Source organism: Lactococcus taiwanensis, from assembly GCF_014905395.1.
Taxonomy (GTDB): domain Bacteria; phylum Bacillota; class Bacilli; order Lactobacillales; family Streptococcaceae; genus Lactococcus; species Lactococcus taiwanensis.
The window spans coordinates 294,502-310,124 of record NZ_BNDT01000003.1 but is presented as its reverse complement, the minus strand read 5'-3'; the positions used below and the strand labels follow the sequence as shown (position 1 = coordinate 310,124).

Below are 15,623 nucleotides of genomic sequence, written 5' to 3'. Positions count from 1 at the left end.
CCTATGCAAAAAGTTCATTTTCTTTCGCTAACCCATAGTTTAGGCTGAATATAAAACGGAATCAGCAGCATTTTTCCAGCCTTTTCTCGCACGATTAAAGATTTATCTTCTAGTCGCTCAATCACCTTGAAAAACTGCGGAAGAGTTAACTCCATTTTTTTAAAAAACGTTTTTGCTTCTGTATCAATTTTAGTAATTCGATAATTTTTATTTACCATTGCTTGGTCGAGTGAGAGTTCGATTTCATTTTCAGACCAAAATAATTCTGCTGGGATTTCTGATCCATGCGGATCAGCTACTGGATAATCCATCAAAGCATATAGTGCCTCTATGAGGCGAGGCGACGAGGCATGTTCCAAATCTTCGGCTTCATGGTGTACTTCATCCATACTATAACCCACTTCTTCAAATAAAAAAGTTTCCCATACACGATGGCTTTTTATGATAAACCTTGCCTGAGAAATACCTAAATCCGTGAGCGAGACACCATAATATGGCTTATGTAATACCAGATTTTTTGCAACCAAACGCTTAACCATTTCAGTAGCACTTGGAGAAGAAACTGATAATTTTTTAGCAATTGCGTTAATACTGACACTTTTTGTAGTCGTTGAAGTTATTTTTTCCAAGTTATAAATCGTTTTAAGGTAATCTTGCTCATTCTTAGATAGTTCCAGCATCATATACTCACTTTGTCTTAATATCTAGCTCATTATAACATAAGCTAATGGCTGCTTTCAACGATTAGAAATTTTTTAATTTACAAAGAATTAATCATATTATTGGCTAACTGTTTTGATATTTTTTCAATTGCTTGGCTGGTAGAAGATCCAAAGTGGGGAAATAGTAGCACATTATCTAGTCCAAGTAATGGATCATTTTCATCCAGAGGCTCTTCTTCAAAAACGTCTAGAGCTGCACCAGCAATTTTTTGTTTTTGCAAAGCTTCCACTAAAGCTGTAGTATCTATCACACTTCCGCGGGCAAAATTAATTAGATAAGCAGAGTTTTTCATCCTTGATAGAGCTTCTTTATTTATTAAATGGTACGTTTGGGAGTTGCCAGCACAGTTTAGACTTATAAAATCTGATTCTTCTAATAATTTTTCAAATGAAACATTTTCTACATGATGCATTTTTTTCTGACTTGGAGTATAACTGATCACGCGCATACCAAAAGCCAAACATCGTGTAGCCACTTCTGTGCCTATAGTACCTAACCCAACTATACCAACTGTTAAATTACGTAGTTCTTGTCCCATTCTTAAAGCTTTATCAGGAGAAATATTTCTTGACCATAGTTTACGTTTTACGAAACAGTCAGCAGCCATAGGTTCTCTTGCTAACATGAGGATACTCATCAAAACTGCATCTGCTACTGAATGGCTGTTTGCCGCTGGGGTATTCACAATTTTTATTCCACGGGCTTTTGCTGCTGCACTATCTACGTTATCAATACCCACACCAAAACGACCAATTACTTTGAGATGTGGTAGGACATCCATTTGTTCTGCTCCAAAATGACCTCCAAAAACAATAATTCCGATAGCTTGTTTTCCTTTTTCCCGTAAAGTCTCAACTTCAATATCAGAACACTTAACCAATTCATAGCCTGAACTTAAAAATAACAATTTAGCATTCTCATCTATTTCCTGAGGTAATAAAATTTGTTTTTTCATATTACTGTACCTTTCATAATTTTTATATCTTTATTATAATTAAAAAAACACAGAATATAAAACTTCTGTGTTTTTTCTTTTATGGATTAACTCTAGAGTAATTCTCCATATCTTTTGATGAATATTTTTTTGAATAAAGTTACAAGCAACATATAAAATACTACCGTAAGTAACAACCATAAGAAGAAAACCATGGGAAGTGGCGTTAATCCGATAGAAGTACCAAATGGCGAGAATGGAATAAGAGTGAGGCCAACAATACCCGAAAATGTTAACAAAGTTAACGAAGCTGACGCACGACTTTGTATAAAAGGAATTTTCGGTGTACGGATCATATGGATAACCAGTGTTTGCGTCCACATAGATTCCACAAACCATCCTGTATGAAAGAGCGCAATGAAACCTAAATATGCTGGGCTTCCAGGGGTTAGTGTACTAAAATCACCAAATGTAGCAGGACATATGACGAAAAACATCAATAAGTAAGTTGTAATATCAAACACTGAACTTGTAGGTCCAATCCAAAGCATGAATTTACTTACGGAGCTAGCATCCCATTTTCTTGGTACAACAAGATACTCGTCGTCTACATTATCCCAAGGGATAGCCGTACAGGAAAAATCATAGATCAGGTTCAATAAAATAATATGAATCGAAAGCATTGGAATGAAAGGGAGAAAGGCACTTGCTGCCAAAACTGAAAACATGTTTCCAAAGTTAGAACTCGCTGTCATTTTAATATACTTTATCATGTTAGCGTATGTCTTACGCCCTTCGATAATCCCCTTTTCAAGCACCATCAAATCTTTTTCAAGTAAGATTACATCTGCTGATTCCTTAGCAATATCAACAGCAGTATCGACGGATATTCCAACATCCGATGCTTTCATTGCTGCTGCATCATTAATTCCATCCCCCATATAACCGACACTATTCCCGCTATTCCTAAGTGCTCTAACGATTCTAGATTTTTGTTGAGGTGAAAGTTTGGCAAAAACACTCACTTCTTTTGCGGTACTTTCTAATTGTTGTTCATTCATTTGATCTATGTCTGTCCCTAAAACAATCCGATTTACGGGTAGACCTACTTGTTTACAAACAGAACGTGTAACTCTATCGTTATCTCCAGTTAATATCTTCACCTCAACACCATACTTATTAAGAGCTTTAATAGCTTTTACTGTAGATTCTTTTGGAGGATCTAAAAATGAAAGATAACCCATCAAAATCATATCCGATTCATCATTGATGGATAGTGTATTAATTGGAGATGGATTGAGTTTTTTGGCTAAGGCAATAACTCTCATTCCATCATCATTTAACTTTTCAACCTGAGAAAGGATATGTGTGCGCATTTCAGAACTAAGTGGGACTATATTCCCCTCATATTCAACTTGGCTACAAATAGAGAGCATCTCTTCTACAGCACCTTTAGTTAGCAACTGTGTCTCTGAGTTATTATCAGCATTCGCTTGGATGACAACACTCATACGGCGTCGTTCAAAATCAAAAGGTATCTCATCTACTTTTGTATATTGCTTTTCCAACTCTAACAATTCAGGATACTCAACTTGTTTATCCTCTGTCGCTTGGATAATTGCCAAATCCATTAAATTTTTTAAACCTGTTTGATAATAACTATTAAGAAAAGCATGTTTCAATACACGTGCATCTTCTTTTCCATCAATGTTTAAATGATACATTAATACTACTTTATCTTGGGTGAGTGTACCAGTTTTATCTGTACAAAGAATATTCATAGAGCCAAGATTCTGGATTGAATTTAAATTCTTAATGATGGTTTTTTCTTTTGACATCGCTACAGCACCTTTAGCCAAGCAAGTCGTTACAATCATAGGGAGCATCTCTGGCGTAAGCCCAACAGCTACGGCTAAAGCAAAGAGACTTGCTTCCATCCAATCTCCTTTTGTAAAACCGTTAATGAACAGGACGATAGGCACCATTACTAGCATAAAACGGATAAGTACCCAAGAAACTGAATTAACCCCTTTTTCAAATGTAGTTTTATCGGGTTTCTCTGTAACGGTTTGAGCCATCTCTCCAAAAATAGTATCATCTCCAACAGCAATAACTATTCCAAATGCACTTCCGCTAATTACATTTGACCCCATAAAAGCAAGATTAGGTACCTCTGTTAGGGCATCATATTGTTGCGTAGGCACTTCATTATATTTTTCAACAGGCTCGCTCTCCCCTGTAAGTGAAGCCTGACTTATAAATAAATCTTTGGCTTGCAGTATCCGAAGATCTGCTGGTACCATATCTCCCGCTGATAAATGAATAATGTCTCCGACTACGACCTCTTCAATGGGGAGTTCTTTACTGCCTATTTCCTTTCGATGAATATTTGTTGTTGTTTTAATCATCTTAAGTAAATTTTCAGCAGCGTTTCCACTTCGCGTTTCTTGAATAAAGCGTAAGACACCTGATATTAAAACCATCGTTGTAATGATGATTAAAGCCATTGGATCGGATTGTCCGGGTTCAGCTAAGATAATATCAGTGAAAGCTGACACAAGGGCTAAAACAAATAAAATTGCAGTAAAAGGGTTCACAAAGGCCTCGTAGAGTCTTTTGATAAAAGATATCTTTTTACCTTGTGTGATATTGTTAGAGCCATAACGTTCACGCGCAGCTTCAACTTCGTTATGTTCAATTCCTCGATCAGAGGAGTTGTAAGTTTTGAATAATTCTTCTTTTGTTGCGTTCTTTGCATTGACTAATCTTGCATTAACTTCTTCTTGACGACTAGTTCCTGTGCTTGTAAAATCTTTTCTGTTTATTTTCTTCATTGGTCTGTACCTCTTTTTTTATTTTTTTCTAGATGTACAGCCCCAGCCTTTCGGGCTACATTAAATTAAGGTAATGAAAACGGAAATTGTTTTCTGGACCTTGTTATTTAGCTGCGGCCTATCAGGGTCAGAGCTGTTATTACATTGAGTTTCCATTCCGTTTTCACCTCCTTTAAGTATAAAAAAACCTTGCCTACGTGCTTGAACGTAGACAAGGGAATAATTCCAAAAAGATTGCATGATAAAGCGAACCAGTTCCTGTCATCGTTCAAGCTTTAGCTCCACAGGGCAATGTTGTTGCACTATTTCATGCCTTGTTTTTCGACATGAACTGTTGGCCCTCTCATCGTGTCTCCACGACTCTGCGGCAGCAACCCGTATCCCTGTGGTAGCCTCACCTACCGATGGCTATGATAACCATAACCAAAACTATTATATCTATTTAACGTTTTTTTGTCAATTCTTTTTGTAATTTTTTATTTGATTCAGTTTTAGAAAGCTGTATTTGCTGCCCAATTATAGGTTAAAAATTTTTTGTTATTAATCTTATAGTGCTGTTTGGCTGGTTGTTTCATAAACTGTTCAATAGCCCTATCAGCAGCCAACCAACCTCTTGGTCCAAAGTGAATAGTATCTCCAGAAGCATACTCCGTATTGTACATATCGGTAAAGTCTGCAATCTGGTTAAACCCCTGATTTTGTAATTGAGTTTTAATCTTTGAGCTAAAGGCTTGCAGTGTCTCTTCCGATACCCCCGTATAACTGGACCAGGTCCCGTTAACTGGCTGTATAAGGAACAAGATATCGTTATGATTTTTTGCAAAGAGGTTCAAAAGTTGCTGAAAATCAAGATATTCCGGACTAGATAAATAGCTAACATTTACTTTTTTATTTTCGATTGATTTATATTTAGACTTGATTCTTTTATTCCAAACGTTGTTGTTAATCTGGAAAGGATTGTTATTTGAATTTTCCTTACCTTGGTCGTAGGCCAGTTGATCTAAAGCCTGTCTTTCTGGTTTTTTTGGAAGGTGTTTTTCATAAGTCTTTATTTTTTGAGATAAACCAATTTTTCCCGCAACTCCTTGAGATAATTTAGAAAATAGAATGTCCTCTTTCTTCCAAAATTGAAGGGAGGTGCTAACTGATAACCGTTGCCAACTCGTCAGTGATTTTTTAGCTGCTAGCCGTTCAAGTGCGGAGTGAATTGTCTCTTCTGCTTCCAATGATTTAAACTGTAAAAGATGTTTAGCAAGTTGTGTCGTGGTGCTTGATTTAGGATTAGCTGTTTTCATCCAACTATAAATTTCACCTTTAGAAACAAAATTTCTAAACTCTGGTTCAACTATCCCTAACTTAGAAAACCATTGAGGACTTATGATAAAAACCATCTTACGATTTTTTAGCTCATGTGCAACAGAATTCACATAAAAAAATTGAGTCAATGTCGTGGTTCCTGGTTGCCCTACGAGGTAAGGTGTAAAGCCAGCAGGATATTTTGAAAAATAGGCACTCGGGTGGAATGAATCGACATGTTCCATTTCTGATGAACCTAAAAGAGGGAGGAAACTTGGATCTGAAAAAGCTTGTTTTTTTATAGAATATCCTGTAAAACTAGGGGTATTCAATGGTGATTGGGCAAAATCTGTTAGTTCTCTTTTAGTATACTTTCCCCCAATATTAAAAGGAAGAAATATTAAGGAAGCAACTAAAATTAAAGCTAAAATCAATGGAGCTCCTGCTTTAAAAAATTTAATTTTCATCGATTTTTTCCTGAATGCGTTCTACAATCTTATACGCTGTATTCCAATCTTCACGGTCCATTTCTGATGGAGGAAGACTGATATCAAAAGTTCCTTCTAATTCCACAATGAGCATAATTGCTTTCATTGAGTCAAGAATCCCTTCTTCAAAGAGGTCCATGTTTAAATCTTCACGAAATTCGTCTGTCCCTGACACTGATTCAATAATATCAAAAATTTGTTCTTGCATTTTCTTCTCCTTATAGATGAAATGATATGTTTATCCTAATAATTAAAAATTAGGAAGTGGGTAATGGGGGTCTAAACTATGCATAATCGCATAATTTGGGATTCCTGAGAAAATCAGAAAGCTCAACATGACAAGATTAAAAGTAATAAAAATACTGATTGAGGTCGTCCATTTATTATCTGGAATATGCCAATTTTTACGTTTTTTTAGACGCTTCCAGGAATCGAAACCAATCATGAGAAGCGCGTGATAAATTCCGTAGAGTACATAATACCAGGTAATACCATGCCAAAATCCCATGATAAGCATATTGGTCAGATACCCAATATTAGAAATTGTGATCATGTTTTTTGACCATTTTTTAACCATAAAGGTTTTAACTAAGCGCATGAAAACAAAGTCACGAAACCAAAAGCTCAAGGTCATGTGCCATCTTTGCCAAAAATCATGGATATTTTTTGCTAAAAATGGTTTGTTGAAATTATGAGGGAGGTCATAACCCATTAAATTGCTGACCCCAATAGCAAAAAGCGAGTAGCCAGCAAAGTCAAAAAACAAATACAGACCATAAGCATACATAGATTGGGTCATATTCCAAAAGTTAGGATGCAATGTTGCTGAAATCGCAATACCATGCAGCCAATAAGTATCAATAAGGTACCCAATGATAAATTTATAAAGGAACCCTTGAAAAATTCGAGTTATTCCCTTATTTAAAAAATCGAGATATTTGTCTTGGGTAAGCGGGGCACTAAGTTCTTTTGTAAAACGACGAAAGCGATCAATTGGTCCAGATGAAATAGTGGGGAAAAAATAAAGAAAATACAAAAATTCCTTTATAGGGACCGCTTTAATCAAACCATCTCGCATTTCCATAATCATGGCTATTGTTTTAAAACTAATGTAGGAAATTCCCAAAAATCCAAGGAGGGAAGGGGGATGCGGCATTGGATAAATCAAAGGATGGATTTTCACAATAGCAAGAGGTAGGATTGTTAAAAGGATGGCGAAATAAAATATAACATCTTGATTTTTCTTTTGCTTAATCCGGTACCACTCATAAAGTTTAATAAGAAGTGTTTGATATATCCCAAAACTAATCAGTGCCCAGAGGGTTCTTGTATCAGAAAAAGTTAAATAAAGAAATATGAGGGTAAATAATACTTGATACCACATTAGTTTTTTACCCCAAAGATGAGCAACAATAATAGGAATCAATGCTAAACCAAGGATAAGAAAATAAAATGGAGTTGAATATGGTTGCATGTTTGATCACCTCACACTTTTTCAGCAAGTGCCTTGCGATCAACTTTACCATTTTGAGTTAGTGGAAAATCAGTAAGATAAACAAACTTGGTTGGCATCATATAGTCCATGATCGACTGGTATAAACTTGCTTTGACTTGCTTTGTAAACGCACGTTCAGAAGCTTTATCAACAAATTTTTGATTAGTTTGAATAAAGGCTACGAGTGCTGTCACTTTATGCTGATCATTCGTTTTTGGTAAAACTACTGCTTTTTCAACTGAGTCAGACTTTTGCAAATTACTTTCAATGTCTTGAAGCTCAATCCGATACCCATTAAATTTCACTTGAAAGTCGATTCTTCCTTGATAGTGCAATAAGCCATTCTCATCCAAATAACCTGCATCGCCTGTGTGATAGGCCGGTTGACCCGCTATACTAAAAAAGGAAATGTTTGTTTTTTCCAGATTTTTATAATAACCTTTAGCCACCGAATTACCAACTATAATAATTTCATTATCTATAATCTTGATCTCAACACCAGGTTTAGCATAACCGATAGGTAGACGTTCATATTTTTTCAAAAGTTCTGGTGTAATTTTTATGGAGGTTACCGCGCCTGTTGCTTCTGTTGGTCCGTATGTATTGAAAATACTTGCTGACGGAAAAGCGGTCAATAATTTGTGAGCTGTTTTGACGGTCAGTTCTTCCCCACAAAAAATAAATTGTTTTAACTCAGGGTGAGTTGCTTCCTGAAAAGAAGGTTCTAATAAGCAAATGTCAAGAAATGAGGGAGTCGAAACCCAAGTATTAATCACTGTACTGTTCAACCGTTCAAATAAATGTTTAAAGTTTATGGTTTCAGCACGGGAGATAGAGACCAATGTTCCACCCGTCGTCAAGCTGGGATAAATACTGAAGATTGAAAGATCAAAACTGTATAAAGCTTGAGATAAAATACGGTTTTGATCAAGTGTTAGAAAAGCCGTGTTCATCCACTGTGTGAAGCTCTTCAGGTTGTTATGACTCACCTCCACTCCTTTTGGTATTCCTGTAGTACCAGAAGTATAAATGAGATAAGCGCTCTCCTCACCAGAAACTGCATGACTGTAATCCAAAGGAGGTAACACATTCTTGTCAGTGAAACTTTGCCAGTCTAAATCCTCTACAACAAGAGTATCATGGAAAAGAGCTGTAAATTCAGCTTCAAGTTCTACTGACGAGATGGTCAGTAAAGGGTTAGCCGCAGTATAAATCATTGCTGTTCTTTCAAAAGGAGTATGGGCATCAACCGGAATATAGGGATGTCCAAGCAAATTTGTGGCCAACATCGCAGCCAAAGTCAAAAAATTATTCTTTCCAAAGATTAACAGTGGTTCTTTTAATTGAGTTTCTTGGTCAGTGAATGTTTTACTGACCAGTCGGTCAGTAATAAGTTTTGAAAGTTCATTCACAGCACAATAGAGCTCTCGGTAGCTGTATGCTTTATCCTTTTCCTCAAAAGCAGTCCGTTCAGGGTAAGATTTCGCTTTTTCTAATATTTCTTCTACTAAATTCATAATTTCTTCCTAAAATTCATTGTAAATAAAGTGTGCACCACCTGTGTGACTATACGAGTACAGATAGAGCAAAATTAACAATATCACGAAATAAAATAAGGTTTTCCCGATAAATATACCGATCTCTTTTTTGTTCATGATTTCCCCTTCATTAAAAAGATGTACAATTTCTAAATTTTTTATTGTAACATTTATGTACTTATTCTAACACAGATATGAAAAAGAAAAAACTTACATTTCTGTAAGTTTTTTGAAAATAAAAAACTGCAGCTATTAGGCTGCAGTAAGGGATAAAAAGAAGGAGGTGGGGATCGAACCCACTAGTTTCTCCCCCATAGAGTGGGTTTCCTTCATCATTTGATATCTTAAGAATAACAATAAAAGGGAACGCTGTCAATAAAAGCGCTCGCAAAATAATTTAAAGCTCAAAAAAGACCTTGGAAAATCCAAGATCTTTTCAAAATCTAATAAGTTTAAAGTCTTATTTAAGAGTAACAGAAGCACCAGCTGCTTCAAGTTTTTCTTTGATGTCGTTAGCGTCTGATTCAGAAACACCTTCTTTAACAACTGTTGGTGCACCGTCAACAAGTTCTTTAGCTTCTTTAAGTCCAAGACCTGTGATTCCGCGTACTTCTTTGATAACTGCAACTTTTTTGTCGCCAGCTGAAGTCAATTCAACGTCGAATGAATCTTTAGTAGCTGCTGCTTCACCAGCACCTGCTGCTGCTGCAACTGGAGCTGCTGCTGTTACGTCAAATTTTTCTTCGATTGCTTTAACGAGTTCAGAAAGTTCAAGGATTGTAGCTGTTTCAAGTTCAGCAACGATGTTTTCAATGTTCAATGCCATTTTAATATTCTCCTATTAATTTTTTAGTTTGTTGCGTAAATCCGCCGATATAGAGTAAGTTGCTTAGGATTAAGCAGCTGATTCTTCTTTTTCTGCAACAGCTTTGACTGCAAGAGCCACGTTGCGGACAGGTGCTTGAAGCACTGAAAGAAGCATTGAAAGAAGACCTTCGCGGCTTGGAAGAGACGCAATAGCTTCGATTTCTTCTTTAGAAGAAACTTTACCTTCAATTACACCAGCTTTGATTTCAAGATTTTCAGCATCTTTAGCGAAATCAGCCAATACTTTAGCAGGTGCGACAACATCTTCGTTAGAAAATGCTACTGCTGATGGGCCAGAGAAAGCTTCTGACAAACCTTCAAGACCAGCTTTTTCAGCTGCACGACGCAAGATTGAGTTTTTAACAACTTTGAACTCAACACCTGCTTCACGCAAGTTTTTACGAAGTTGAGTATCTTCATCAACTGTCAAACCACGTGAATCTGCAACAATAATTGATGCGGCTTCGTTCATTTTTTGTACGTAAACATCAACCAATTCTGCTTTCTTAGCAATTGTTGCTTCATTTACTTTGTAATCGCTCATTTTTTTACCTCCATTTTATTTTGGTTGTAGAAATAAAAAATCTCTACACACAAAAGACATAGAGAGTTCAATTATCATTTTGATATTTGTCCTCGGTAGGAAGTTTATGACTTTCGTCCCCTACTGTCTTCGGTCAGTTCTTTTAGAACCTTATTAAGTATAGCAAACTTTTTTGACGATTGCAAGAGGAAACTTACTTTTTCTTTCAAGCAATATTTTTTTCTTCCTTTGTATCTGAGAAAGGTTTAATTATAACAATCTTCTCCTTTTTTTTGGGTTTGCTTTGATCCAATTTTATAGCAAGCCATAAAACCAGTTCATAAGCAATTCCAAAAAGGAGACCAATCCCTACAATCGGTGAGATTTCTTTTATCCAGCTCATCATGCGACTTATCCATTCCTTCAATCTTCAATTTGTGATTCATTGATTTCTTCAAAATTATCTACGACGGGGCCAATGATGCGGAAATTATCTCCTTCACCAAGGTAAAAGTCTTTATACTGCGGGTCAGGATTAATGGAATGAATTCGGAATCGACCTTCCTCCTCAAATACTTGCTTAATATATAAACGTTCTTCGCCCAAATCTCCTTCAGCAATTGCATAGACATCTCCACTTCGCCCAAAACCAGTGTTTAAAAAAGTAGCAATAGAAAAATTAGGGAAATCAGGTTCCATTGATTCACCTTTAATTCTGGCAGCCCCATCATAGCGCGAAAGTTTTTCCGTCGTATAAGCTTTGTAATGATGACCAGAGTTACTCGCTGTTTGACCAAAACCAGCCGAAAGTTCTTCATCTTCTACAATAGCATAATTAAGTGAGGCACGTTGATAAGTTTTTAAATCCACGAGGTTTGTCTTATTTTGCTCAAGGAGAAACTCAGTAAAATTAACTACCGACTCTTGTTGTTCGCTTGATAAAGCCCGATAATTATCCATCAACTGTTTTTCTTTATTATCAGTTTTTATGATGAGTTCTTGAATGGGGATTTGGTAAATCGCTGAGAGCTTTTCTAAAAGTTCTAAAGTAGGATTTGTAGCTTTTTGCTCCCAAAGGACATAAGCATTTTGTTTCATTCCGAGCTTTTGAGCCAATTGACTCTGCGTGAGTTTCGCATTTTTTCTTAATTTCTTTAAGTTCTGACCAAAATTCATACACTCACCTCCTTATTTCATCTTAATCGTTCTTATATTATACCTCTAAATGATTATCTTGTCAATTATTTTTATCAGAAAAACTGATACAAAGAAAAACCGCTGCTATCAGTGGTTTTTCATAGTTCTTTTTGTAACGTTTGTATTCGATACATGTCCGCGTAATAACCATTAAGTGCTAAAAGTTGGTCATGATTTCCTCGCTCAATAATTTCTCCCTTGTTCAAGACTAAAATCTGGTCAGCATCTTTAATCGTTGATAATCGGTGAGCAATGGCCATTGTCGTTCGATTTTGTCGCATATTTGTCAGACCTTCTTGAATAAGCGCTTCAGTTTCAGTATCAATATTGGCTGTTGCTTCATCTAATAAGAGAATTTTCGGATTACGCACAATCGTTCGAGCAAAGTTAATTAATTGACGTTCACCGGCCGAGAAGGCAGCCCCACCTTCAATTACTTTGGTTTCGTAACCATTTTCTAAGGCTTTGATGAATGTGTCAGCCTGGACAAATCGAGCCGCTTCTTTGGCAGCTTGGTCAGTAATCTGTGGATTCATCATTTTGATATTGTCAGTAACTGACGCAACAAACATAAAGGAATCTTGCAAGACTAAACCAATTTTTTTCCGAAGTTCTTCTTTTGAATAACTTCTAATGTCCTGATTATCAATCAAAACTTGACCTTCTGTGAATTCATAGAAGCGCATAAAGACATTGATAATACTCGATTTTCCCGAACCTGTATGACCTACAAAAGCAAGCGTTTCTCCAGGATTCACAATGAATGAGATGTTTTTCAAAACTTGATGTTCTCCGTCATATGAAAAACTGACATTGCGAAATTCAATTTTTCCTTCCTGAATGATTGGAGAATTGCTGACAGATTTTCTGTCAGTAAATTTTTCATCAACATTTTTACTGACAGAAGTTGAAATTCCTTGTTGTGGCGCAAATTCTTTTTCTTCCATGATTGTCTTGATACGACTAGAGGCTACCAATCCATTTGAAAAGTTTGATAAAGAATCCATCAATCCTGAAATAGGATTAAAGTAAATTTGTACATTACTGATGAAAGCATAAATTAAACCAGCCTCAACCACTGCATGTAGACTTCGATTAGAATACATCAACAAGACAACAACTATTGAGAGGGCCATCAAAAAATTAACTAAAGGGCTCAACAAAATCCCATTAATCTGAATCACTCGTTTTCGATAACCATAATATTCATCATTTGTTTTTTCAAATTCATTTCCTAGTCTGCTCTCTTGACGAAATTGTTGAATAATTCTCATCCCAGAAATGTATTCATTTAATTTCGTATTCAATTCTGAACGCTTAGCAAGCATGGCTTGATAAACTTTTGTACTCACTTTTTGATAAATCAGTACAGCCAAAATCAATAGGGGAAGAATCAACAACATCACAAGCGCAATTTGGTGGTCAATAATAAACAAAGCAATGAAGGCAATGATAATAGAAAGCAAACTTGTTAAGGCATTAAACAAAGTCTGCCAGAAATCAAATAAATCGGTGTCATTTGTGATTCTGGTGATTAACCAACCCGTCGGTTTTTGGTCAAAATAGCGCATGCCTAGCTGATGAATTTTTCGATAAACTTTCTTACGAATGTATTGATTAACAAAAATCGAACCATTTTGCAGATAATTCCATTTGAAAAAGAAAGCAATTGAATTGATTATTGCTAAAATCAAATAAAGACCTGCAAAATAGAAGATAATCTGGTCAGTCGCTTTCATGGGTGTCAAATAGGAATCCATAAAAACGGACAAAACAAAAGGCATAAGTGAAGCCAGAGCAGTTGTCATCACGCTAAAAACAAAAGCCCAAATAAAATACTTTTTGAAAGGTAATAAGAATTTGAAAATAAATTTAAAAACTTGCCAACTTTCTCTGACAGACATTTTGTCAGTAGATTTCTCCATTTTCTTCTCCTTCCCGATTTACTGACGAACCTGTCAGTAAATTCTCATCTTTATCATTCGCTGCCAAATGACTTTCAATCTGTTGCATTTGCCACATTTGAGCATACCAACCTCCAGATTTAATCAAATCTTCATGCAAACCACGCTCAATCACTTTTCCTTCGTCTAGCACGAGAATTTCATTAGCTTCCATTACTGATGACAATCTGTGACTGACAACCAGCGTTGAACTTTCATGACGTAAGGCCTTCAAATTTGACAAAATTAACTGTTCAGTCTTGGCATCAACAGCTGACAGCGCATCATCTAAAATCAATATTTTAGGCTGAATAAGTAGCGCCCGCGCAATAGATAACCTTTGCTTTTGTCCACCAGAAAGTGAAACGCCACGCTCGCCGACCAAAGTATCATAACCTTCAGGAAAAGCAATAATATCCTCATGAATTCCAGCTGTTTTAGCTGCTATTTCAACTTCTTCTTGACTCGCTGACATCTTAGCAAAGCGAATATTATCTCTGACAGACATCGAAAATAGAAAATGTTCTTGCGGAACATAACCAATCGCTGGCAAATATTCATCTAATTGATAATCCATAATATCATGGTCAGCAAAAGTAATATGTCCTTTGTAATGGTCAAACTCTCGCATTAAAAGTTTAATAATCGTTGATTTTCCAGCACCTGTTCGTCCAACCAAGCCTAAAACATGACCTTCTTTTAAATTAAATTGAACTTTTTCCAGATTACGCCCTTCATTCTCATTTGGATAAGTAAAACTTTCAATATCAAAAAGGAGTTGACCTTCTTTTGGCATTTTCAAAGCACCTTCAGAAATTTTTGATTCCGCTTTTTGAGCTAATAATTTTTCTACTCGACTGTATGAAGCTCTTCCACGTTCAATAACATTAAAAAGAACACCAATAGCAAACATCGGCCAGACCAAATTTCCGATATAAGTCATAAAAGCAACCAACTGACCAATCGTTAAAACATGGTGAACAACATAGTAGCCCCCTAAAAGAATGGTCAAAGTATAAGATAAACCAACAATTAAAGTGATTAAAGGATCGTACATTGAGTCAATCCAATTGACCCTGATAAAGGCTTTATCAATATTATCTAACTTAACTTGGAAATCAGCCATATCTTGTTCTTCTTCACCAAAAGATTTGATTGCTTTCATTCCTGTAATCGATTCTTGGACTTTATCATTCATTTCAGAGAAAGTTTCTTGTGCATGTTCAAAACTCACATGAATTTTATCCCCCAAAATTTTAGATACTAGCGCGAGCAAAGGCAAAGGAAGGACAGCAATAATCGTCAAACGCCAGTCAATAAACAAGAGCATAGCAATGATTGTCATCCCACCTGTCATTAAAGAATCCGCCCAAGTCAAAACCCCAAGTCCAGCAACACTCTGTATCGCTTGCAAATCATTTGTCGCATGAGCCATCAAATCACCAGTGCGATTTTTTTGGTAAAAAAGAGTATCCATTCGCAAAAAATGCCTGAAAAGCCGACTGCGGATTATTTTTTCCAGTTTAAAGGCTTCACCCCAAATATTTGTAGACCAAATAAAACGAAAACCATATTCAACAAGTCCGGTGCCCAATAAAATACCAGAAAAACTCAAAATTAAAGGTAAAGTCAAGCTGCGCTTAACAATATGATCAATAATTTTTCCGATAACTAAAGGTGGTAGCAAGTGAGTTAAAGAAACAATAAAAAGGGCTAATAGGCCCACGCCATAACCTTTTTTCTCTGCTTTAAAAAACCACCATAAATCTTTAAAAATTTTCATAC

At 36.0% G+C, this 15,623-nt stretch carries 14 protein-coding genes, 1 riboswitch and 1 other annotated feature; all 14 genes read right to left on the bottom strand.

Features of this window, described 5'->3' with window-relative positions:
* Positions 1–14: 14 nt before the first annotated feature.
* Positions 15–680, bottom strand: coding sequence for a metal-dependent transcriptional regulator (locus JKP71_RS05585; RefSeq protein WP_200407342.1), 666 nt, complete (start codon positions 678–680; stop codon positions 15–17).
* An 80-nt stretch (positions 681–760) separates the two neighbouring features.
* Positions 761–1,678 carry a phosphoglycerate dehydrogenase gene (locus JKP71_RS05580; RefSeq protein WP_200407320.1) on the bottom strand — a complete coding sequence of 306 codons (918 nt, stop codon included), beginning with the start codon at positions 1,676–1,678 and terminating at the stop codon, positions 761–763.
* A 92-nt stretch (positions 1,679–1,770) separates the two neighbouring features.
* Positions 1,771–4,491, bottom strand: a complete 2,721-nt coding sequence (gene mgtA / locus JKP71_RS05575; RefSeq protein WP_200407319.1) for a magnesium-translocating P-type ATPase — start codon at positions 4,489–4,491, stop codon at positions 1,771–1,773.
* A gap of 253 nt (positions 4,492–4,744) precedes the next feature.
* Positions 4,745–4,904: riboswitch (M-box (ykoK) riboswitch) on the bottom strand.
* 78 nt (positions 4,905–4,982) lie between these two features.
* Positions 4,983–6,254: a D-alanyl-lipoteichoic acid biosynthesis protein DltD gene (dltD, locus tag JKP71_RS05570; protein ID WP_200407318.1), complete on the bottom strand. Its 1,272-nt coding sequence runs from the start codon at positions 6,252–6,254 to the stop codon at positions 4,983–4,985.
* Positions 6,244–6,483 (bottom strand): D-alanine--poly(phosphoribitol) ligase subunit DltC, encoded by a 240-nt coding sequence (gene dltC / locus JKP71_RS05565; RefSeq protein ID WP_075525687.1) that lies wholly within the window; start codon positions 6,481–6,483, stop codon positions 6,244–6,246. The genes dltD and dltC overlap by 11 nt, the downstream gene beginning before the upstream one ends.
* Positions 6,484–6,525: 42 nt before the next feature.
* Positions 6,526–7,749, bottom strand: coding sequence for a D-alanyl-lipoteichoic acid biosynthesis protein DltB (dltB, locus tag JKP71_RS05560; RefSeq protein WP_200407317.1), 1,224 nt, complete (start codon positions 7,747–7,749; stop codon positions 6,526–6,528).
* 11 nt (positions 7,750–7,760) lie between these two features.
* Positions 7,761–9,287, bottom strand: a complete 1,527-nt coding sequence (gene dltA, locus JKP71_RS05555) for a D-alanine--poly(phosphoribitol) ligase subunit DltA (protein WP_200407316.1) — start codon at positions 9,285–9,287, stop codon at positions 7,761–7,763.
* Positions 9,288–9,296: 9 nt separating this feature from the next.
* Positions 9,297–9,425, bottom strand: a complete 129-nt coding sequence (gene dltX / locus JKP71_RS05550) for a teichoic acid D-Ala incorporation-associated protein DltX (RefSeq protein ID WP_082272323.1) — start codon at positions 9,423–9,425, stop codon at positions 9,297–9,299.
* Between the two features lie 343 nt (positions 9,426–9,768).
* On the bottom strand, positions 9,769–10,134 hold the full coding sequence (gene rplL, locus JKP71_RS05545) for a 50S ribosomal protein L7/L12 (protein WP_075525690.1): 366 nt from the start codon (positions 10,132–10,134) through the stop codon (positions 9,769–9,771).
* A gap of 69 nt (positions 10,135–10,203) precedes the next feature.
* Positions 10,204–10,719 (bottom strand): 50S ribosomal protein L10, encoded by a 516-nt coding sequence (rplJ, locus tag JKP71_RS05540; protein WP_075525691.1) that lies wholly within the window; start codon positions 10,717–10,719, stop codon positions 10,204–10,206.
* A gap of 25 nt (positions 10,720–10,744) precedes the next feature.
* Positions 10,745–10,870 (bottom strand) — a sequence feature (ribosomal protein L10 leader region).
* A 54-nt stretch (positions 10,871–10,924) separates the two neighbouring features.
* Positions 10,925–11,104 (bottom strand): hypothetical protein, encoded by a 180-nt coding sequence (locus JKP71_RS05535; protein WP_082272324.1) that lies wholly within the window; start codon positions 11,102–11,104, stop codon positions 10,925–10,927.
* 17 nt (positions 11,105–11,121) lie between these two features.
* Positions 11,122–11,874 carry a helix-turn-helix domain-containing protein gene (locus JKP71_RS05530; RefSeq protein ID WP_200407315.1) on the bottom strand — a complete coding sequence of 251 codons (753 nt, stop codon included), beginning with the start codon at positions 11,872–11,874 and terminating at the stop codon, positions 11,122–11,124.
* 119 nt (positions 11,875–11,993) lie between these two features.
* Positions 11,994–13,820 carry an ABC transporter ATP-binding protein gene (locus tag JKP71_RS05525; protein WP_200407314.1) on the bottom strand — a complete coding sequence of 609 codons (1,827 nt, stop codon included), beginning with the start codon at positions 13,818–13,820 and terminating at the stop codon, positions 11,994–11,996.
* Entirely contained in the window at positions 13,804–15,621 is a 1,818-nt protein-coding gene (locus JKP71_RS05520; RefSeq protein ID WP_200407313.1) for an ABC transporter ATP-binding protein, read from the bottom strand. Before JKP71_RS05520 ends, JKP71_RS05525 begins: the two co-directional genes overlap by 17 nt.
* Positions 15,622–15,623: the final 2 nt, after the last annotated feature.

Coding starts and splice junctions, on each gene's coding strand:
- JKP71_RS05585 (WP_200407342.1), bottom strand. CDS start 680: ATGCTGGAACTATCTAAGAATGAGCAAGATTACCTTAAAACGATTTAT.
- JKP71_RS05580 (WP_200407320.1), bottom strand. CDS start 1,678: ATGAAAAAACAAATTTTATTACCTCAGGAAATAGATGAGAATGCTAAA.
- mgtA (WP_200407319.1), bottom strand. CDS start 4,491: ATGAAGAAAATAAACAGAAAAGATTTTACAAGCACAGGAACTAGTCGT.
- dltD (WP_200407318.1), bottom strand. CDS start 6,254: ATGAAAATTAAATTTTTTAAAGCAGGAGCTCCATTGATTTTAGCTTTA.
- dltC (WP_075525687.1), bottom strand. CDS start 6,483: ATGCAAGAACAAATTTTTGATATTATTGAATCAGTGTCAGGGACAGAC.
- dltB (WP_200407317.1), bottom strand. CDS start 7,749: ATGCAACCATATTCAACTCCATTTTATTTTCTTATCCTTGGTTTAGCA.
- dltA (WP_200407316.1), bottom strand. CDS start 9,287: ATGAATTTAGTAGAAGAAATATTAGAAAAAGCGAAATCTTACCCTGAA.
- dltX (WP_082272323.1), bottom strand. CDS start 9,425: ATGAACAAAAAAGAGATCGGTATATTTATCGGGAAAACCTTATTTTAT.
- rplL (WP_075525690.1), bottom strand. CDS start 10,134: ATGGCATTGAACATTGAAAACATCGTTGCTGAACTTGAAACAGCTACA.
- rplJ (WP_075525691.1), bottom strand. CDS start 10,719: ATGAGCGATTACAAAGTAAATGAAGCAACAATTGCTAAGAAAGCAGAA.
- JKP71_RS05535 (WP_082272324.1), bottom strand. CDS start 11,104: ATGATGAGCTGGATAAAAGAAATCTCACCGATTGTAGGGATTGGTCTC.
- JKP71_RS05530 (WP_200407315.1), bottom strand. CDS start 11,874: ATGAATTTTGGTCAGAACTTAAAGAAATTAAGAAAAAATGCGAAACTC.
- JKP71_RS05525 (WP_200407314.1), bottom strand. CDS start 13,820: ATGGAGAAATCTACTGACAAAATGTCTGTCAGAGAAAGTTGGCAAGTT.
- JKP71_RS05520 (WP_200407313.1), bottom strand. CDS start 15,621: ATGAAAATTTTTAAAGATTTATGGTGGTTTTTTAAAGCAGAGAAAAAA.